At 39.2% G+C, this 20,805-nt stretch carries 12 protein-coding genes; 11 read left to right on the top strand and 1 reads right to left on the bottom strand.

Translation table 11 applies throughout. The features are described 5' to 3' along the window. Positions 1-73 precede the first annotated feature (73 nt). From V8G61_RS04000 to purL, 3 genes are all read left to right on the top strand, one after another. Positions 74-1,288 (top strand): RsmB/NOP family class I SAM-dependent RNA methyltransferase, encoded by a 1,215-nt coding sequence (locus V8G61_RS04000; RefSeq protein ID WP_394874143.1) that lies wholly within the window; start codon positions 74-76, stop codon positions 1,286-1,288. 31 nt (positions 1,289-1,319) lie between these two features. Next, positions 1,320-2,180, top strand: a complete 861-nt coding sequence (locus tag V8G61_RS03995) for a fructosamine kinase family protein (RefSeq protein WP_394874142.1) — start codon at positions 1,320-1,322, stop codon at positions 2,178-2,180. A 239-nt stretch (positions 2,181-2,419) separates the two neighbouring features. After that, entirely contained in the window at positions 2,420-6,076 is a 3,657-nt protein-coding gene (purL, locus tag V8G61_RS03990) for a phosphoribosylformylglycinamidine synthase (protein WP_394874141.1), read from the top strand. 75 nt (positions 6,077-6,151) lie between these two features. Here purL and ppdK read toward each other — a convergent pair whose 3' ends face one another. Further along, the gene (gene ppdK / locus V8G61_RS03985; RefSeq protein WP_394874140.1) at positions 6,152-8,881 is read right to left on the bottom strand and encodes a pyruvate, phosphate dikinase; all 2,730 of its coding nucleotides are present in this window, start codon (positions 8,879-8,881) and stop codon (positions 6,152-6,154) included. 218 nt (positions 8,882-9,099) lie between these two features. Here ppdK and V8G61_RS03980 point away from each other — a divergent pair, with 218 nt between their 5' ends. The 8 genes from V8G61_RS03980 (at position 9,100) to V8G61_RS03945 (ending at position 20,793) form a co-directional block, all read left to right on the top strand. After that, positions 9,100-10,869 (top strand): AMP-dependent synthetase/ligase, encoded by a 1,770-nt coding sequence (locus tag V8G61_RS03980; protein WP_394874139.1) that lies wholly within the window; start codon positions 9,100-9,102, stop codon positions 10,867-10,869. A 152-nt stretch (positions 10,870-11,021) separates the two neighbouring features. Beyond that, on the top strand, positions 11,022-11,414 hold the full coding sequence (locus V8G61_RS03975) for a hypothetical protein (RefSeq protein ID WP_394874138.1): 393 nt from the start codon (positions 11,022-11,024) through the stop codon (positions 11,412-11,414). A gap of 136 nt (positions 11,415-11,550) precedes the next feature. Beyond that, entirely contained in the window at positions 11,551-11,997 is a 447-nt protein-coding gene (locus V8G61_RS03970; RefSeq protein WP_394874137.1) for a MarR family winged helix-turn-helix transcriptional regulator, read from the top strand. An 8-nt stretch (positions 11,998-12,005) separates the two neighbouring features. Beyond that, positions 12,006-14,414 (top strand): 3-hydroxyacyl-CoA dehydrogenase/enoyl-CoA hydratase family protein, encoded by a 2,409-nt coding sequence (locus V8G61_RS03965; protein ID WP_394874136.1) that lies wholly within the window; start codon positions 12,006-12,008, stop codon positions 14,412-14,414. A gap of 32 nt (positions 14,415-14,446) precedes the next feature. Next, positions 14,447-15,637 (top strand): acetyl-CoA C-acyltransferase, encoded by a 1,191-nt coding sequence (locus V8G61_RS03960; protein ID WP_394874135.1) that lies wholly within the window; start codon positions 14,447-14,449, stop codon positions 15,635-15,637. Positions 15,638-15,722: 85 nt separating this feature from the next. Then, positions 15,723-17,534, top strand: a complete 1,812-nt coding sequence (locus V8G61_RS03955) for an acyl-CoA dehydrogenase family protein (RefSeq protein WP_394874134.1) — start codon at positions 15,723-15,725, stop codon at positions 17,532-17,534. Between the two features lie 231 nt (positions 17,535-17,765). Continuing rightward, a complete protein-coding gene (locus V8G61_RS03950) occupies positions 17,766-19,100 on the top strand; it encodes a M28 family peptidase (protein ID WP_394874133.1) in 1,335 nt (444 codons plus the stop codon). Between the two features lie 49 nt (positions 19,101-19,149). Then, entirely contained in the window at positions 19,150-20,793 is a 1,644-nt protein-coding gene (locus tag V8G61_RS03945; RefSeq protein WP_394874132.1) for a M1 family metallopeptidase, read from the top strand. Positions 20,794-20,805: the final 12 nt, after the last annotated feature.

Below are 20,805 nucleotides of genomic sequence, written 5' to 3'. Positions count from 1 at the left end.
ACCTTTTAATTAATATGCAAAAAATCAAATAATTATAAGGAAAACTGTACCTTTGCACCCTTATAAAAAAACGATGCGATTACACCGAAATTTATGCTATGCCGTAATTGATGGCCTTCTTTTAATCTTTAATGAAGGACAATATGCCGATAAGGTTATTCAGTCCCTTTTGAAGCGTGATAAACGCTGGGGATCACGAGACCGAAGTTTTGTTGCTGAAACGACTTATGATATTGTACGTTGGAAGCGCTTATATGCTGAAATTGCAGAAGTTAAAGAGCCTTTCGATCGCGATAATATTTGGCGCATGTTTGCTGTTTGGGCAACTTTAAAAGGCATCAAACTTCCGGATTGGAAATATTTTGAAAACACACCTTCCCGAAAAATCAAAGGACGCTTTGACGAATTATCTAAAATCAGGAAGTTCCGTGAATCCATTCCCGACTGGATAGATCAACTTGGGATGCAGGAATTAGGCGAAGCTGTTTGGACCAAAGAAATAGCCAAACAAAATGAACAAGCCGATGTTATCCTGCGGGTGAATACTTTAAAAACTACTAAAGAAGAGCTTCAAAACCAGTTGTTTGATGAAGGTATTGAAACTGAATTTATCAAAGGTTATGATTCAGCTTTAAAACTGAAAGAGCGCGCTAATATTTTCGTTACCAAGGCTTTTAAAGATGGCTTATTTGAAGTTCAGGATGCTTCGTCGCAATTGGTAGCGGATTTTCTGGATGTTGAACCTGGAATGCGGGTGGTAGATGCTTGCGCCGGTGCCGGCGGGAAGACCCTACATTTAGCATCGTTGATGCAAAACAAAGGACAGATCATTGCCATGGATATTTACGAGAGTAAGTTGAAAAAACTCAAGATCAGAGCGCGTCGTAATGGTGTTCATAATTTTGATATGCGTGTGATCGATTCTACCAAACCGATAAAAAAATTATACCAAAAAGCCGATCGTGTTTTGATTGACGCACCTTGTTCGGGACTAGGCGTATTACGTAGAAATCCGGATGCTAAATGGAAACTGGAACCGGAATTCATAGATCGTATTCGTGGTACACAGCAGGAAGTGTTACAACAATATTCTAGCATGGTAAAACCCGGTGGCAAACTGGTTTATGCAACTTGCTCCGTATTGCCTTCTGAAAACCAGAATCAGGTTGTGGCTTTTTTGAAAACTGAGGCCGGAGCTGACTTTAAATTTCTGAAGGACAAAAAAATACTAGCACATGAAGCTGGTTATGACGGTTTTTATATGGCTTTGATGGAGCGCACAAAATAGCGTTATTTAATATTTTTTTATCTTCATAGGTATGACAGATACCTTTAAAGCCAAACTTTCTGAAGTTCTAAACGAACCCATTAAAAACATGTCGGCCGTTCTCGGCGGAGACATCTCTGACGCCTTTAAGTTAGAAACGGCTTCAAATATCTATTTTCTAAAATGTCATAACGGTCCCGATGCATTTAGCATGTTTGAGACAGAGTCTCAAGGATTAAACCTTTTGTCAAAAACCCATAGTGTTAAAACACCTGAAGTCATTGCCTTTGATACCTTTGAAAAACTATCCTTCTTATTATTGGAATTTATTCCTTCGAAATCACCTAATTCTCAAGATTACGAGGTTTTTGGAACACAACTCGCAAACCTGCATCTAAATACTACAGATGCGTTTGGATTGGATCATGATAATAAGATTGGACGCTTAGCACAAAGTAATTCTCAACATAAAACCTGGTGTTCTTTTTATACTTATGAAAGGTTATTACCTCAACTAAATCTTGCCTTACAAAAAGGTTTATTGCAGGATCAAGACTGCCCGAGTGTCGAGCGCATGACAACCGTATTAAGCGGTTTCTTTTCAAATGTAACACCGGGATTGCTTCACGGTGATCTGTGGAGCGGAAATTTTTTGATCTCGGAAACAGGAATACCTTATTTGATAGATCCTGCAGTTTATTACGGAGACGGTTTGGTGGATATTGCTATGAGCAAACTATTTGGAGGTTTTGGTCCTGAATTTTACGACGCTTATCATGATATCATTCCTAAAGATAACGCTTACGCGGAACGTATCGATTTGTATCAGTTGTATTATTTATTGGTACATTTGAATTTGTTTGGAGCTTCGTATCGCCCGGGAGTAAAACGAATTTTATCCCGGTATTTTTAAAGTTTTAAGTTTTGATGAAGCCCGCATTAGGGATTGAACGGCCTGTTTGAGCTCCCGCAGCAGCGCGAGGAAGCGAGTAGTGAAAGCCCGACGGGCACGCCCCAAAGCGTGGCCGGAATGCCCAAAAACAGACTGTTGAAAATACTGTTAATAACAGGCGGCTGTTTACCAAAAAAAGTAGGATGAAATGGGTAAAAAAGTGTAAATTTGCACTTTAATTTAAATCAAACTTCGACCTCATGATTCATTTCTTTGGAAGTGTGACCGGAACCGTTTTTGCGGTGCAAACCACGAAAGATTTAACGCCTGAAAACATTTCGAAACTGACATGGCTTTTTGGCAACCAACCTAAAATTGAGCAAGCATCTTTGGATGCTTTTTTTGTTGGCCCCCGTAAAGCTATGATTACGCCCTGGAGTACAAATGCCGTGGAAATTACACAAAACATGGGTGTTGAAGGAATTTTGAGAATCGAGGAATTTACGGCTGTAAGTACTGATTTTGAGGCTTACGACCCTATGATCTCTGAGAAATTTAGTGGGTTAAATCAGGAATCGTTTACTATAAATATTGAACCGGAACCGATCTTGAATATTGATGATATTGCTGCGTATAATGCGCAGGAGGGTTTGTCGTTAAGTGAAGAAGAGGTTGCATATTTGGAAGGTGTTTCTGAAAAAATCGGTCGGCCGTTAACGGATTCCGAAGTATTTGGGTTTTCGCAGGTGAATAGTGAGCATTGTCGCCACAAGATCTTTAATGGAACTTTTGTGATCGATGGCGTTGAAAAACCAACCTCTCTTTTTAAACTCATTAAAGAAACGTCGAAGCAAAATCCCAACGATATTGTTTCAGCTTATAAAGATAATGTAGCCTTTATTAAAGGGCCCGTAGTAGAGCAGTTTGCACCGAAACGCGCTGACGTTCCGGATTTTTATAGAACTGAGAATTTTGAATCTGTTATCTCGCTGAAAGCGGAAACACATAATTTCCCTACCACAGTGGAACCTTTTAACGGGGCGGCTACTGGATCAGGTGGTGAGATCAGAGACCGTTTGGCCGGTGGTAAAGGATCGATTCCTTTGGCGGGAACGGCCGTGTATATGACATCCTACTCGCGATTGGAAGAAAATCGTCCCTGGGAACAAGCTATGGCGGAACGCCCATGGTTGTACCAAACACCCATGGATATCTTGATAAAAGCTTCTAATGGCGCGTCAGACTTTGGGAATAAATTTGGGCAACCCTTGATTTGTGGCTCAGTATTAACCTTTGAACATGAGGAGGATGCTAGAAAACTTGGTTTTGATAAAGTGATCATGCAGGCCGGCGGAATAGGTTACGGCAAAACGAGTCAGGCAATTAAAGGTGAACCGCAACCCGGTGATAAAATAGTGATCCTTGGTGGTGAGAATTACCGTATTGGAATGGGTGGTGCTGCAGTATCTTCGGCTGATACAGGAGAATTTGCTTCGGGCATTGAATTGAATGCTGTGCAACGATCTAATCCGGAAATGCAAAAACGTGCTGCTAACGCGGTGCGCGGGATGGTGGAAAGTGAGGAAAACTTTATTGTTTCTATTCATGACCATGGTGCCGGAGGCCACCTCAACTGTTTATCGGAACTGGTGGAAGATACCGGCGGAAATATTGATCTGGATAAATTACCGGTGGGTGACCCTACCCTCTCGGATAAAGAAATAATTGGTAACGAATCACAGGAACGTATGGGGCTTGTGATCTCGGAGAAACATATTGCAACCTTAAAAACCATAGCCGAACGGGAACGCTCCCCGATGTACACGGTTGGTGACGTAACGGGTGATCAGCGTTTTACATTCAAATCGAAATCCAAAGGTAATACCCCTATGGACCTCGCCCTTGATGACATGTTTGGAAGCTCGCCAAAAACGATCATGAACGATGTTAGTGTGAATCGTAAATACAAGGATGTAAGTTACGATTCTAAAAATTTCATGAACTATTTACATCAGGTTTTACAGTTGGAAGCCGTGGCTTGTAAAGATTGGCTAACTAACAAAGTTGACCGCTGTGTTGGAGGTAAAGTCGCGAAACAACAATGTGCTGGCCCTTTACAATTACCACTTAACAATGTTGGTGTGATGGCCTTGGATTTTAAAGGCACAGAAGGTATCGCAACCACTATTGGACACTCCCCGGTCTCTGGACTTATTAATCCGGTAGCGGGAAGTCGAAACAGTATTACAGAGGCTCTAACGAATATAATTTGGGCACCATTAAAGGATGGGTTAAAATCAGTATCGCTATCTGCTAACTGGATGTGGCCCTGTAAAAATGAAGGTGAAGATGCACGACTTTACCAAGCCGTTGAAGCCATTTCGGAGTTTGCCATTGGTTTAGGCATTAATGTCCCCACCGGAAAGGATTCTCTTTCCATGAAACAGAAATATCCTAACGAAGAAGTGATCGCTCCGGGAACGGTTATCATTTCTGCTGCCGCACATTGTGATGCTATTACAAAAATAGTTGAGCCTGTTTTCAAAAAGAATGGTGGACCTATCTATTATATCAATATCTCACAGGACGATTTTAAATTGGGCGGTAGTTCATTTGCTCAAATTACGAACAAAATTGGTGCTGATGCACCCTCTGTAATAAATGCAGATTACGTAAAAAAGGTATTTAACACCTTGCAAGGTTTGATCCGAAACGATCTTATTTTAGCTGGACATGATGTGGCCTCGGGCGGATTAATTACAAGCCTTTTGGAGTTGTGTTTTGCAGACAACAACCTGGGAGCAGATCTTGATCTAAGCGCCCTCAATGAATCAGACAATTTTAAATTATTATTTGCTGAAAATGCAGGAATCGTTTTCCAAGCGAAAGATGCCAGTGTTGAAACTGTTTTAACCGAGGCTTCTATTTCCTTTATAAATATTGGAGAAGTAACAACTTCGAATAGCTTAAAAATTATAAACGGTAAGGATCATTTTGACTTCCCTGTTTCAGAATTACGAGATGTCTGGTACAAGACCTCTTTCTTATTAGACCAAAAGCAAACGTCAAACGGATTAGCTGAAGCGCGATTCAACAATTACAAAGAACAACCGTTAGTATACGAATTCCCAAAACAATTTACTGGTGAATTCAAACCTTTTGAAGGCAAACGCCCTAAAGCTGCTATTTTAAGAGAAAAAGGATCAAACTCAGAGCGTGAAATGGCTAATGCCATGTATTTAGCCGGGTTCGATGTGAAAGATGTCCACATGACCGATTTGATCTCTGGTCGTGAAACCTTGGAGGATATTCAATTTTTAGGAGCCGTTGGCGGGTTCAGTAATTCCGATGTTTTAGGCTCTGCCAAAGGTTGGGCCGGTGCTATTAAATACAATGAGAAAGCCAACAAGGCCATTAAACAATTCTTTGAACGCACAGACACCCTTTCCGTGGGCATTTGTAATGGCTGCCAGTTGTTCATGGAATTGGAAGAAATCAATCCTGAACATGAGATTCATGGTAAAATGGTTCATAACGATTCAAAAAAACACGAAAGCACTTTTACCTCTGTAAAAGTTCAGGAAAATAATTCTATAATGTTGTCGACTTTAGCTGGTAGCACTCTAGGGGTTTGGATATCACATGGTGAAGGGAAGTTCAAATTACCGCATGCAGAAGACCAATATCATATTGTAGCTAAGTACAGTTATGATGCTTATCCGCATAATCCTAATGGTTCAGATTACAACACAGCCATGCTTTGTGATAAAACTGGCAGGCATTTAGTCACCATGCCACATATTGAACGGTCGACCTTCCCCTGGAACTGGGCACATTACCCGGATAACAAGAAAGATTCAGTTTCTCCTTGGCTGGAAGCATTTATTAATGCACGCCTTTGGATCGAAAAACACTAATTACACAAAATTGATGATAAAAAAATCCCCGGGAACCTTACGGTCCTCAGGGATTTTACATTTAAAATAAAAATATTAATACTTGGCTTTTATGGCTGCCTGGGCCGCTACTAATCGAGCTATAGGGACACGGTAAGGAGAACAACTTACATAATCTAAACCACTGTTATAGAAAAATTCTACTGAACTTGGTTCACCACCATGCTCGCCACAAACCCCTACTTTTAGTTTGGGTTTAGAACTTCTACCGCGCTCGGTTCCTAGTTTTACTAATTGACCTACACCTTCCTGATCCAGTACTTCAAAAGGATCGGCTTTCAAAATACCTTTTTCAATATAAATCGGTAAAAATTTACCGGCATCATCACGAGAATATCCAAAAGTCATTTGTGTTAGATCATTTGTTCCAAAAGAGAAGAAATCGGCTTTTTCGGCTATTAAATCAGCCATCAACGTAGCTCTGGGCACTTCAATCATGGTCCCCACTGAAAATTCAATTTTGTCATTTCGTTCTTTAAAAACAGCTTCCGCAGTATCCCGAATAATCCGGTCCTGAGCTTCAAATTCAGCAAGCGTTCCAACGAGAGGAACCATAATTTCAGGTCTACTGGTAATACCACGCTCTTTTAAGTTCAGTGCCGCTTCAATAATGGCCCGGGTTTGCATTTCGGTAATTTCCGGATAGGTGTTTCCTAAGCGACAACCTCTATGCCCTAACATCGGATTGAACTCTGCCAGTTCAGCGACTTTATTTTTAACAGCCTGAAGCGATATGTGCATATCGTCAGCAAGCTCCTTTTGGGTGGCTAACTCGTGAGGCACGAACTCATGTAATGGAGGATCTAACAACCGGATGGTAACAGGCAGGCCTTGCATCGCTTCAAAAATTCCTTCAAAGTCAGAACGTTGCATGGGCAGTAATTCATTCAAGGCTGCTATTCTTCCCTTAACAGTATCGGCCAGTATCATTTCACGCATCGCTTTGATACGGTCTATCTCAAAGAACATGTGCTCGGTACGTGTAAGACCAATACCCTCAGCACCAAAACTACGGGCTATTTTAGCATCATTAGGTGTGTCAGCGTTGGTTCTTACCTGCATATCACGATATTTATCCGCCAGTTTCATTATGATCGCAAATTCACCACTCAATTCGGGTTCCTTAGTAGCTACTTTGCCTTCAATAATATTACCGGTAGAGCCATTTAGAGAGATCCAATCACCTTCATGATACTCATGACCATTTACGGTAAGTGTTCTGGCTTTGTAATTTATTTTAAGGGCACCAGCTCCTGAAATACAACATTTACCCATACCACGCGCTACTACTGCCGCATGTGATGTCATTCCCCCTCGTGCTGTTAAAATACCCTTGGCAACATGCATCCCTTCAAGGTCTTCCGGAGAAGTTTCGATACGCACCAAAATACTATTCTTAAACTTGTTAGCTTCATCAGCAAAGAATACAATCTTACCGGTTGCGGCGCCCGGTGAGGCAGGTAAACCCTGAGCAATTACATTTGCTGTTTTCAAGGCTTTGGGATCAAATATAGGATGTAATAACTCATCGAGTTTATTGGCTTCAATCCGCAGCAAAGCTTCCTTATCATCAATTAAACCTTCATTCATAAGATCCACCGCTATTTTTACCATAGCCGCTCCGGTACGTTTACCATTACGTGTTTGTAAGATCCAAAGTTTCCCATCCTGAATAGTGAACTCCATGTCCTGCATATCGCGGTAATGGTTTTCCAGCTTTTTCTGAATACCATCAAGTTCTTTATAAAGTTCAGGCATAACCTCCTCAAGAGAAGGATAGGTTTCGGCCCGTTCTTCTTCATCGACTTTGGCCAATTCGGCCCAGCGTATAGATCCTAATTTTGTAATTTGTTGGGGTGTTCTAACACCGGATACGACGTCTTCACCTTGAGCATTCATGAGATATTCCCCATTGAAAACATTCTCACCTGTTCCAGCATCACGGGTAAAACAAACTCCTGTGGCAGAGGTATCGCCCATATTACCAAACACCATGGCTTGCACGTTTACAGCTGTACCCCAATCTGATGGGTACCCATTCATGGTTCTATAATATACGGCGCGATCTCCATTCCAACTATTAAAAACAGCTATAACGGCACCCCAAAGTTGATCCCATGGATTTGTTGGAAAATCATGTCCGGTACGTTTTTTTACAGCATCTTTAAAATCATAAACCAAATCTTTTAGGTCCTGAATAGTAAATTCTGTATCTAATGAAATACCACGTTTTTCTTTAAGGTGTTCCATGATCTCTTCGAAAGGATCGATATCGTCCTTGGAGGCGGGCTTCATTCCTAAAACTACCCCACCATACATTTGTATAAAACGGCGGTAAGAATCCCATGCAAATTTTGGATTCCCCGTTTTTTCAACCAAACCTAATACAGCTTCATCATTGAGTCCCAAATTTAAAACTGTATCCATCATCCCAGGCATGGATACCCGCGCTCCGGAACGCACTGAAAGCAATAAGGGATTCTCTTTGCTTCCAAATTCAGTTCCCATGGAAGTTTCAATTGTTTTAATAGACTGCTCTACATCTGATTTAATCATGTCTATAACAGCTTCTTTCCCTAAGCTATTGTAGGCGGTACAAACTTCTGTTGTAATTGTAAAACCGGGTGGCACAGGAATTCCCAAGGCACTCATTTCAGCCAAATTAGCACCTTTACCCCCAAGCAAATTCTTCATTTGTCGATTGCCATCGGCAGTTTTATTCCCAAAATTGTAAACCCTTGCCTTTACGTCTTCTATAATGTTCATAATTCTGATATTTAAAATATTATAAACATAAAATTAGGGACTAAAAACGGCCTATTGTATGACTTAAATCATATTCCACATTTTTTTAAGAAGCATTATTTTTTTCAATATTCTTAAATGTAGTCGTCAAAATTTCGTTTTTATCACTTTTAAGTCATGTTATTTGAAAATCTCATTAAATTTCATACTTTGCGATGTAAAATTTGTTCCAAAAGAAAATGATAGAAATAAAGCGGATTTTTGACTTTCCATATTACCTTAAAGAAACCTATAATTTAGAGAAAGCCTTTTCCACAAAATATGGCGGTGAATGGTTATCTATTTCAACAGAAGAATACATCGATAAAGCTAATGCGATGAGCCGCGGTCTTTTAAAGCTCGGTGTTAAACCGAATGATAAAATTGCCGTGATCTCCACCAACAATAGAACAGAATGGAATATACTTGATATCGGAGTACTACAATTGGGTGCTCAAAATGTTCCGATTTACCCTACCATTTCTGCTGAAGATTATGAATATATCCTGAACCATTCCGAGTCGGTATATTGCTTTATTTCCGATAAGGAAGTGTTAGAAAAGGTCAATGAAATAAAATCCAACACAAATGTTAAAAAGGTTTTTACTTTTGATTTTATTCCAGGTGAAGCGCATTGGGAAGAGGTTTTAAAAATAGGTGAGGATACTTCAAATCAAGAAGAGGTAGAAACCTTAAAAAAATCCGTTAAACCTGAAGATCTTGCAACGCTCATTTACACCTCTGGAACGACAGGAAAACCAAAAGGTGTCATGCTTTCGCACAACAACCTTGTGTCGAACGTTATCGACAGTGAGAAACGTGTTCCTTTTGAGAAAGGAAAATCAAGAGCTTTGAGCTTTCTACCGATTTGTCATGTATTCGAACGTATGATCCTGTATCTCTATCAATATTGTGGTGTTGAAATCCATTTTGCAGAATCAATTGAACAAATGAGTTTTAATATTGGTGAGGTAAAACCTACTGTAATGACAGCCGTTCCTCGACTATATGAAAAAGTTTATGAAAAAATCATAGCAAAAGGTGCAGCTTTGAGCGGTATTAAAAAAGGTTTGTTTTTTTGGGCTGTAAATCTTGGACTTAAGTATGAACCCTATGGTCAAAATGGGAGTTGGTATGAGTTTCAATTAAAAATAGCACGAAAACTCATTTTTAGTAAATGGAAAGCTGGACTTGGTGGTAAATTAGACCTGATGGTTTCCGGGAGTGCTGCGTTACAACCTCGTTTAACACGGATTTTTGCTGCCGCTGAAATGCCTATTATGGAAGGCTATGGGCTTACTGAAACCTCACCTGTAATTTCGGTAAACGATATGCGTAATGGCGGTTTCAGAATTGGAACCGTGGGTCGAGTTATCGATCATGTTGAAGTGAAAATTGCTGAGGATGGTGAAATATTATGCAAAGGCCCTAATGTAATGATGGGTTATTATAAGGACCCTGAAAAAACGGCTGAAGTAATGACCGGTGATTATTTTCATACAGGAGATATTGGTGAAATCGATGCTGATGGATTTTTAAAAATTACGGACCGTAAAAAGGAAATGTTCAAAACCTCAGGTGGAAAATATGTGGCTCCGGCACTCATCGAAAATCAATTTAAACAGTCCCGATTCATAGAGCAAATCATGGTTATTGGAGAAGGGGAAAAAATGCCCGCAGCCTTAATTCAATTAAATTTTGAATTTGTAAAAGAATGGGCAAAACGTCATGACATAGTTTTTCAATCCGATGCTGAAATGGTTCAAAATGAGACTTTACTAGAACGCATTCAGGAAGAAATTGATACGGCTAATAAAAAATTTGGCAAATGGGAACAAATTAAAAAGTTTGAGATCACTCCGGATATTTGGTCCATTGAGGGCGGACACCTTACGCCTACTATGAAATTACGACGCCGTGTTATTAAGGAGATATATCAAGATCTTATCGACAAAATTTATCGCTCCTAAGCAGCCTGACAAGATAAGTGGTCAATTTGAAGAATTAGGATATTATCAATATATATTTATATATTTTTGAATAATGCATTTTTTAGGTTAAAATATTATATAATTCGTATATTTTTAATACTTTTATTATATACAAACCAATAACTAAAAAAATGAACACAAAAAACTTATTATTAGCAGGTATTGTCGGAGCCATTGTAAATTTCTTTTTAGGATGGCTTTTTTACGGAATCATTTTTACAGATTCATTCTCGCAACCTGATCCAGGTGCACAACCTATGGTAATGATATTCCTGGGCTGCTTAACCGGATCGCTTTTCATAGCTTATATTTTTACAAAATGGGCTCAAATTAGTACCGGAGGTACAGGTTTTAAAGCTGGTGCAATAATTGGGTTATTCATGGGACTACAATTTAATTTCTTTAACCTCATGGATGCATCAAATTCCATTCAAACCGCAGCTCTTGATGTGGTTATTACCATTGTATTAGTTGCTATTGTTGGCGCAGTCATTGGTGCAACACTAGGAAAATTGGAGTCTTAAATATTGCATTAATTTATAAACTTCAAAGTCACGTTTTTTGAGCGTGACTTTTTTTGTGCTATTAGCACTAATTTATGAAAATTTATTATGCGTGCATAATAAATTTTCATATATTTGAATGAACCAAAATTGAACTATGAAAGAACGCACAATAGATTATATATTAAGAACCACATGGTTGACGGTTCAAAAAATGTATAATGAAGAAGCTTCTAAATTCGATAGCACTATGGCCACAGGGTTTACCTTATTAAGCATTGATCCTGAAAAAGGAACACCCTCTACTGCATTAGGACCTAAAATGGGTATGGAAGCAACAAGTCTATCCAGAATCCTTAAAAGTATGGAAGCTCGCGGTTTAATAAAAAGGCACCCAAACCCTGAAGATGGCCGTGGCGTAATCATTACCCTAACGGAATTTGGGCTTGAAAAACGAGCCTACTCCAAGGACCGCGTTCTTACATTCAACGAAACCATAAAGCAAAATGTATCAGCTGAAAAACTTCAAAATTTTTACGAAGTAGCCGATCTCATTACTTATATGGTCACTAATAAAAAAATATTCACTCAAAACGATAAGTAGTTTATACAATGAGCAAAAGACGCATTAAAAAAGTAGCCGTAATTGGTTCAGGAATAATGGGAAGTGGCATTGCCTGTCATTTCGCAAATATTGGTGTTGAAGTTTTATTACTCGACATAGTTCCAAAAGAACTCAATGACGCTGAAAAGAAAAGAGGCTTAACGCTTGAAGATAAATCTGTTAGAAACCGATTGGTTAACGATTCCTTACAACAGGCATTAAAATCGAAACCGTCCCCTATTTATCACCAAAAATTTGCAGACCGAATTACCACAGGTAACATGGAGGATGATATCTCCAAGGTGGCGAATGTTGATTGGATTATTGAGGTTGTGGTTGAGCGCTTGGACATAAAGAAACAAGTGTTTGAAAAACTTGATAAATACCGTACTCCGGGAACTCTTATAACTAGTAATACATCAGGTATTCCAATAAAGTTTATGAGCGAAGGTCGTAATGAGGATTTCCAAAAGCATTTCTGTGGTACGCACTTCTTCAATCCGGCACGATACCTCAATTTATTTGAAATTATTCCCGGACCTAAAACCAGTCAGGATACCCTTGACTTCCTAAATGGCTACGGGGAACAGTTCCTAGGTAAAACTGCAGTAGTCGCTAAAGATACACCGGCTTTTATCGGTAACCGTATTGGAATTTTCAGTATTATGAGTTTATTCCATGCGGTAAAGGCCATGGATTTAACCATTGAAGAGGTTGATAAATTAACCGGACTTGTAATTGGCCGACCAAAATCGGCTACATTCCGTACCGTAGATGTGGTAGGTTTAGATACTTTGGTACACGTTGCTAATGGTATTGCTGACAACTGCAAAGAAGATGAGCGACTGGAACTGTTCAAGCTTCCTGACTTTATCAACACCATGATGGATAACAAATGGCTCGGAAGTAAAACAGGACAAGGTTTTTATAAAAAGGTGGTGGACGACGACGGTAAAAAAGAGATTTTATCTCTGGACCTCAACACCATGGAATACCGTAAAAACAAGCGTGCTAAATTTGACACGCTTGAAAAGACAAAACCTATCGATAAGGTTATCGATCGTTTTGAAGTTTTAATTAACGGTAAAGATAAAGCAGGCGAATTTTACAGAAAGACCTTTGGAGCACTATTCGCATACGTGTCACACCGTATTCCTGAAATTACAGATGATCTTTATAAAATTGATGACGCCATGAAAGCCGGCTTCGGCTGGGAACATGGACCATTCCAAATTTGGGATGCTATTGGTGTTGAAAAAGGTCTGGAGCTTATAAAAGCTGAGAATTTTGAGGTCGCTTCCTGGGTTTCAGATATGTTAGATTCTGGAGTTTCTTCATTCTACACGGTTAAAGATGGCGCCACCTATGCTTATGATATTCCGACTAAAAAGCATGAAAAAGTACCTGGTCAGGATGCCTTTATAATTTTGGACAATATCAGGAAATCAAAAGAAGTCTTTAAAAACACAGGTGTGGTCGTTGAAGATCTTGGTGATGGTATATTAAATTGCGAATTCCAATCTAAAATGAATACGATTGGAGGTGATGTTCTTGCTGGATTAAACAAAGCCATAGATCTGGCTGAAAAAGATTTTGAAGGTTTGGTAATTGGAAATCAAGCTTCTAATTTCTCTGTTGGGGCAAACATTGGAATGATATTTATGATGGCTGTTGAACAAGAATATGAAGAGTTGAATGGCGCTATAAAATACTTCCAGGATACCATGATGCGTATGCGCTACTCTGCCATTCCAACAGTCTCTGCGCCGCACGGTATGTCCCTAGGTGGTGCTTGTGAATTATCCATGCACGCCGATAAAGTTGTTGCTGCTGCTGAAACCTATATGGGACTTGTAGAGTTTGGTGTTGGGGTAATCCCTGGTGGTGGTGGCTCAAAAGAAATGGCATTACGCGCTGCAGATACTTTCCGTAAAGGAGATGTAGAATTGAACACTTTACAAGAATACTTCTTAACCATCGGAATGGCGAAAGTATCCACATCTGCTTATGAGGCTTTCGATCTGGGTGTTCTTCAAAAAGGAAAAGATATTGTTGTGGTGAACAAGCATCGCCAAATTGCAACGGCAAAAGCACATGCCAGACTTATGGCCGATGCAGGATATACACAACCCGTAAAACGAAAAGATGTAAAAGTACTTGGCAAACAAGCTTTAGGTATGTTCCTGGTGGGAACAGATTCGATGGAAGCCAGTCATTATATTAGTGAGCACGATCATAAAATTGCCAACAAATTGGCATACGTTATGGCCGGAGGCGACCTCTCAGAACCAACAGAGGTTTCCGAACAATATTTATTGGATTTGGAACGTGAGGCATTTTTAAGTTTATGTACGGAGCGCAAAACTTTAGAACGCATCCAGCACATGCTAAAAACAGGAAAACCACTTCGAAACTAAAAACTAAAGCTTAAAGTAAAAAGACTAAAAAAATGAGACAAGCATATATAGTAAAAGCATATAGAACAGCTGTTGGAAAGGCCCCAAGGGGAGTTTTCCGATTTAAAAGAGCGGATGAGCTCGGCGCCGAAACCATTCAATATATGATGAAGGAATTGCCAAATCTTGATGTAAAACGCATTGATGATGTGATTGTTGGTAATGCTATGCCAGAGGGTTCACAAGGCTTGAATATGGCGCGATTTATTTCGTTGATCGGTTTAAACAGTATCGATGTTCCCGGTGTAACGGTTAACCGATTTTGTTCATCAGGTATCGAAACTATAGGTATTGCCACTGCTAAAATTCAAGCCGGTATGGCCGATTGTATTATTGCTGGAGGTTCGGAAAGTATGAGTTCTGTTCCTATGACCGGATTTAAACCGGAGTTGAATTATAATACTGTAAAAGCAGGACACGAAGATTATTACTGGGGTATGGGCAACACTGCTGAAGCTGTAGCTAATCAATTTAAGGTATCCCGGGAGGCTCAGGACGAGTTTGCCTATAATTCACATATGAAAGCCTTAAAAGCTCAGGCTGAAAATCGTTTTCAAGATCAAATTGTCCCGATTGAAGTTGAACAAACTTACATCGATGAAAATGGCAAAAAAGCAACCAAAACCTATACCGTGACTAAAGATGAAGGTCCTCGTAAAGGAACCAGCATTGAAGCTTTAGCGAAATTACGACCGGTTTTTGCCGCGGGTGGTAGTGTGACAGCCGGAAACTCCTCTCAAACAAGTGACGGTGCTGCCTTTGTTATGGTGATGAGTGAGGCTATGGTAAAAGAATTAAATCTGGAGCCTATAGCAAGACTGGTGAATTACGCGGCAGTTGGTGTTGAACCACGTATCATGGGTATTGGACCTGTAAAAGCTATTCCAAAAGCCTTAGATCTGGCTGGTTTAAAACAAAAGGACCTCGATTTGATCGAACTGAATGAAGCTTTCGCTTCACAATCAGTAGCCGTTATTCGGGAATTGGATCTCAATCCGAATATTGTCAATGTGAATGGTGGTGCTATTGCACTCGGGCATCCACTTGGCTGCACCGGAGCGAAACTTTCCGTGCAATTATTTGACGAAATGCGTAAACGCAAAATGAAAGGAAAATATGGTGCCGTAACCATGTGTGTGGGTACCGGTCAGGGTGCATGCGGTATTTTTGAGTTTTTAAACTAAAAATTAATTACAATACAATTTGAGAAATAGTTCTGGCGATTTTGTCCAGATTCTTAATTCTTGATACTTTAAATCTAATAGAACAATGGAAACAACAGAGAAAGATATTTTACGCGGGGGTCAATTCCTGGTAAAGGAAACCAAATGTGAAGACGTTTTTACCCCTGAGGATTTCAATGAAGATCAACTCATGATGAAAGAAGCGGTAACTGAATTTGTGGACCGTGAGATCTGGCCGAAAAAGCCTGAATTTGAAAAGAAAGATTACGCATTAACAGAAAGCTGTATGCGAAAGGCTGGCGAACTTGGATTTTTAGGTGTTGCGGTGCCCGAAGCTTATGGTGGTATGGGTTTAGGCTTTGTAGATACCATGTTAGTATGTGATTATATCTCTGGAGCTACAGGATCTTTCAGCACGGCTTTTGGTGCACATACCGGAATTGGTACGATGCCCATCACCCTATACGGTACCGAGGAGCAAAAGAAGAAATACGTTCCTAAATTAGCAACAGGAGAATGGTTTGGTGCTTATTGTTTAACAGAGCCTAGCGCCGGTAGTGACGCCAACTCTGGGAAAACAAAAGCGGTATTATCCGAAGATGGTAAAAGTTATAAGATCACCGGGCAAAAAATGTGGATCTCCAATGCCGGATTTTGTAGTTTGATGATCGTGTTTGCTCGAATTGAAGATGACAAGAACATTACCGGTTTCATAGTAGAATACGATCCTGAAAACCCAAACGGAATTACCATGGGTGAAGAAGAACACAAATTAGGAATCAGGGCCTCCTCTACCCGTCAGGTGTTTTTTAATGAAACAGTTGTTCCAGTTGAAAATATGTTATCAGAACGTGGCAACGGTTTTAAAATTGCCATGAATGCCCTTAATGTCGGTCGAATCAAATTGGCAGCGGCATGCTTAGATGCACAACGTAGAACAACTTCAGTTTCCGTTAATTATGCTAACGAACGTATTCAATTTAATACGCCTATTGCAAAATTCGGAGCTATACGACAAAAAATTGCGGAAATGGCTACCAATTGCTGGGTGGGTGAATCAGCTTGCTACCGCGCGGCCAAAAATATTGAAGACCGTATCGAAATAAGAAAAAATAATGATAAAGATTCTGAACAACAAGCAGAACTTAAAGGTGTTGAAGAATATGCCATTGAGTGTTCCATATTAAAAGTTGCTGTTTCGGAGCATACTCAAAATTGTACGGATGAAGGAATTCAAATATTTGGTGGCATGGGCTTTTCTGAAGACACGCCAATTGAATCAGCATGGCGTGATGCTCGTATTGCCAGAATTTATGAAGGGACTAACGAAATCAATCGTATGCTATGTATTGGTATGTTAATCAAAAAGGCCATGAAGGGGCACGTCGATCTATTAACACCAGCACAAGCTGTGGCGGAAGAGCTTACCGGTATTCCGTCGTTTGAAACACCTGATTATTCAGAATTATTTTCAGAGGAGAAGAATATCATTAAAAATCTTAAAAAATTATTTTTAATGGTTTCTGGAGCTGCTTTGAAAAAATATGGTGAGGAGATTGAAAAGCAACAACAATTGATGTTGGCGGCTTCCGATATCTTAATTCAGATCTATTTGGCAGAATCAGCTATTTTGCGCGCTGAAAAAATGGCTAAAAAAGACGGTGAAGATGCTGCAAAAGCTCAAATTGCCATGGCTAAACTAAATTTATTTCATGCCATAGATGTGATTGAAACCGCTGGTAAACATTCTATTATTTCCTTCTCTACAGGAGATGAACAAAAAATGATGTTAATGGGCTTGAAACGCTATATAAAATACGTGAACATGCCAAACATCATTGAACTTCGCAATACAATTGCGAGTAAAGTGATTTCTGAAAACAAATATTGCTTCTAAATTACGAGTAACTAGACTAACTCTAAAAAAGGCGTCTCGAACTTTCAGTTCTGAGGCGTTTTTTTATGGTATTTAAATTCATACACCATATTAACAAACTCTTAACTTGCTTTTTTTTATTTTAGACAAAAATTTGATTGATGAAAGCCCATAATGGGCATTTAAAAAAATGAATAATACCAACCTCCATCATTAAAATAGTACTTCTATGGTTGGTGAAATTAAAAAAATATGAAAAAGTTAATCTCCCTTGCACTAATATGTTTTACTGCAGCAATTTACGCACAAAACGATCAAAAAATTTACAACATCATTGATGCCGTTTCTGAAGACCGTATTCAAAATGATATTCAAACACTTGTTAATTTTGGAACCCGAAACACCTTTAGTGATACTATATCCGATACACGTGGTATAGGTGCAGCACGACGCTGGATAAAATCTGAATTTGATGTTATTTCGAAGAGCTGCGATAATTGCTTGGATGTTTTTTATCAAAAAGATTGGGTTACCAAAGAAGGTAACAATCGGGTACCACATGATGCTTGGGTAGTAAACGTTGTTGCCGTTCAAAAAGGAGCCAAATACCCTAATCGTTATATTATCATGAGTGGCGATATTGATTCGCGAGCCAGCGATACTATGGATTTCACTACGGATGCTCCGGGCGCTAACGACAATGCTTCTGGAATGGCTGGAACTATTGAAGCCGCCCGAGTCCTTTCAAAATATAAATTCGAGAACAGTATTATATATACCGGGCTTTCCGGCGAAGAGCAAGGTCTTTTCGGTGGTGCTGGTCTGGCTGCCTATGCGAAAGAAAAAGGTTGGGAAATCATCGGTGTTTTTAATAACGATATGATTGGAAATATTAAAGGGGTTGACGGTATTATTGACAATCGTACTTTTCGAATTTTTTCGGAACCCGTTCCACCAACTGAAACCGAGCGTCAAAGAGTTATGCGGAGATTTTATGGTGGTGAGGTTGACGGTATTTCAAGACAATTGGCACGCTACGTTCATAAAAATGTAAAGAAGTATATGCCTGAAATGAATCCAATGATGGTCTATCGCTTGGACCGGTTTGGTCGTGGCGGGCATCATCGATCATTCAATGATTTAGGCTTTGCCGGAATTCGTATTATGGAAGCCCATGAAGATTATACTCACCAGCACCAGGATATTCGTATAGAAAATGGTATAAAATATGGCGATGTTATCGAGGGTGTTAATTTCGGTTATGCAAAAAAATTGACCGCCGTAAATGCCATCAATTTAGCGAGCATTGCCTGGGCCCCACCTTCACCTGAAAATGTAGCTATTGGAGGTATCGTTGAACCGTCAGTAAAACTAAAATGGGATAAAGTTGAAGGTGCAAAAGGATACAAAATTTACTGGCGTGACACGACTTCTCCCACCTGGGATAATAGTCGGTATGTTGGCGATATAACTGAATTTAAATTAGATGGGATTATTATTGATAATTTCTTTTTTGGGGTTGCTGCAGTTGGAGAGAATGGCTTCGAAAGTGTAGTAGTGTTTCCCAACAAGGTATTTCGAGATTGACAATTAGTCAATATCCATTTTTTTCTTATTTTTAAGAAAATACAAAAAAATGAAAAAACAGTTCCTTATAGCTCTTTTAATAATTTTAAGTGCCTTACCTATGCGGGCACAGTTACTTTCATCGGAAGAAATGAGGTTTACACATCAAGATACTTTAAGAGGGAGTATTACTCCAGAGCGCGCTTGGTGGGATTTAACATACTACCACCTTGATATAGAGGTTAAACCCGATGAAAAATTTATTTCAGGAAAGAACACAGTTCAATATAAAGTTTTACAATCTGAGTCGGTAATGCAGATCGATTTACAGGCACCGTTGAAAATAACCAAAGTTATTCAGGACAATCAGGAACTTACATTTAAGGACGAAGGCAATGCGCATTTTATTTATTTGAAAGAACCTCAAAAAATTGGTGCTGTTAATAGTCTGGATGTCTATTATGAAGGGAATCCAAAAGAAGCTGTCAGACCGCCTTGGGACGGCGGCGTAACATGGGACCAGGATAAGGACGGTAATCATTTTATAGCTACTTCTTGTCAAGGATTAGGCGCAAGTGTTTGGTGGCCTTGTAAAGACCATATGTATGATGAAGTGGATAGTATGCTAATCAGTGTTAATGTTCCAAAAAACCTCATGGATGTTTCAAACGGTCGTTTACGTAGTATTGAGCAATATGGTGATACAAAAACATACAATTGGTTTGTTAAAAATCCAATCAATAATTATGGAGTAAATATTAATATTGCCAATTATGTGGAGTTCTCGGAGGTTTACGATGGTATATCAGGTAATCTAACCATGGATTATTATGTACTACCCTATAATTTAGAAAAGGCTAAAGAACAATTTAAGGATGCTCCTAAAATGATGAAGGCGTTCGAATATTGGTTCGGACCTTATCCTTTTTATGGAGATGGTTTTAAACTTGTGGAAGCACCTTATTTAGGTATGGAACACCAAAGTTCGGTAACCTATGGCAATCAATATATTAATGGTTTCAAGGGTCGTGATTTATCAGGATCGGGTTGGGGCCTCAAATTCGATTATATTATTATTCATGAATCTGGTCACGAATGGTTTGCCAATAATATTACTTACAAGGATATTGCAGATATGTGGATCCATGAAAGCTTCACTACTTATTCCGAAAGTTTATTCGTGGAATATTATTATGGTAAAAAAGCGGCTTCTGAATATGTCATTGGCATGCGAAACTCCATTAAGAATGATAAGCCGATAATAGGGAATTATGATGTTAATAATGAAGGTTCTGGTGACATGTACTACAAAGGTAGTAATATGCTACACACCCTAAGACAGGTTATTAACGATGATGAAAACTGGCGCGATATTTTAAGAGGGTTAAACCGAGAATTCTATCATCAAACAGTAACCACTAAACAAATAGAAAATTATATCAGTGAACAGGCAGGTATGGATCTAAAACCTTTCTTTGATCAGTATTTGCGAGATACTCGCATTCCAATTTTACTTTACATAACTATGGACAACACTTTAAAATTCCGTTGGTCTAATGTTGTGGATGGCTTTAAAATGCCTATAAAGGTGAGTGTTAATGGTAAATGGGTTTGGTTAGATCCAGAAATAACCTGGAAATCTATAGAATTGGATACACCTAATCCAAGTATAAAAGTGGATCAGAATTTTTATGTCAGTTCTGAAAGGCTTTAAAAAGCTATAAGA

This window comes from Gaetbulibacter sp. M240 (assembly GCF_043876815.1).
Classification (GTDB): domain Bacteria; phylum Bacteroidota; class Bacteroidia; order Flavobacteriales; family Flavobacteriaceae; genus Gaetbulibacter_A.
Note: the sequence above shows the minus strand (reverse complement) of the source record. Positions and strands in the feature narration are given on the sequence as shown.

Excerpts from the sequence above, each read along its gene's own strand:
- V8G61_RS04000 (WP_394874143.1), top strand. The coding sequence starts at position 74 with ATGCGATTACACCGAAATTTATGCTATGCCGTAATTGATGGCCTTCTT.
- V8G61_RS03995 (WP_394874142.1), top strand. The coding sequence starts at position 1,320 with ATGACAGATACCTTTAAAGCCAAACTTTCTGAAGTTCTAAACGAACCC.
- purL (WP_394874141.1), top strand. The coding sequence starts at position 2,420 with ATGATTCATTTCTTTGGAAGTGTGACCGGAACCGTTTTTGCGGTGCAA.
- ppdK (WP_394874140.1), bottom strand. The coding sequence starts at position 8,881 with ATGAACATTATAGAAGACGTAAAGGCAAGGGTTTACAATTTTGGGAAT.
- V8G61_RS03980 (WP_394874139.1), top strand. The coding sequence starts at position 9,100 with ATGATAGAAATAAAGCGGATTTTTGACTTTCCATATTACCTTAAAGAA.
- V8G61_RS03975 (WP_394874138.1), top strand. The coding sequence starts at position 11,022 with ATGAACACAAAAAACTTATTATTAGCAGGTATTGTCGGAGCCATTGTA.
- V8G61_RS03970 (WP_394874137.1), top strand. The coding sequence starts at position 11,551 with ATGAAAGAACGCACAATAGATTATATATTAAGAACCACATGGTTGACG.
- V8G61_RS03965 (WP_394874136.1), top strand. The coding sequence starts at position 12,006 with ATGAGCAAAAGACGCATTAAAAAAGTAGCCGTAATTGGTTCAGGAATA.
- V8G61_RS03960 (WP_394874135.1), top strand. The coding sequence starts at position 14,447 with ATGAGACAAGCATATATAGTAAAAGCATATAGAACAGCTGTTGGAAAG.
- V8G61_RS03955 (WP_394874134.1), top strand. The coding sequence starts at position 15,723 with ATGGAAACAACAGAGAAAGATATTTTACGCGGGGGTCAATTCCTGGTA.
- V8G61_RS03950 (WP_394874133.1), top strand. The coding sequence starts at position 17,766 with ATGAAAAAGTTAATCTCCCTTGCACTAATATGTTTTACTGCAGCAATT.
- V8G61_RS03945 (WP_394874132.1), top strand. The coding sequence starts at position 19,150 with ATGAAAAAACAGTTCCTTATAGCTCTTTTAATAATTTTAAGTGCCTTA.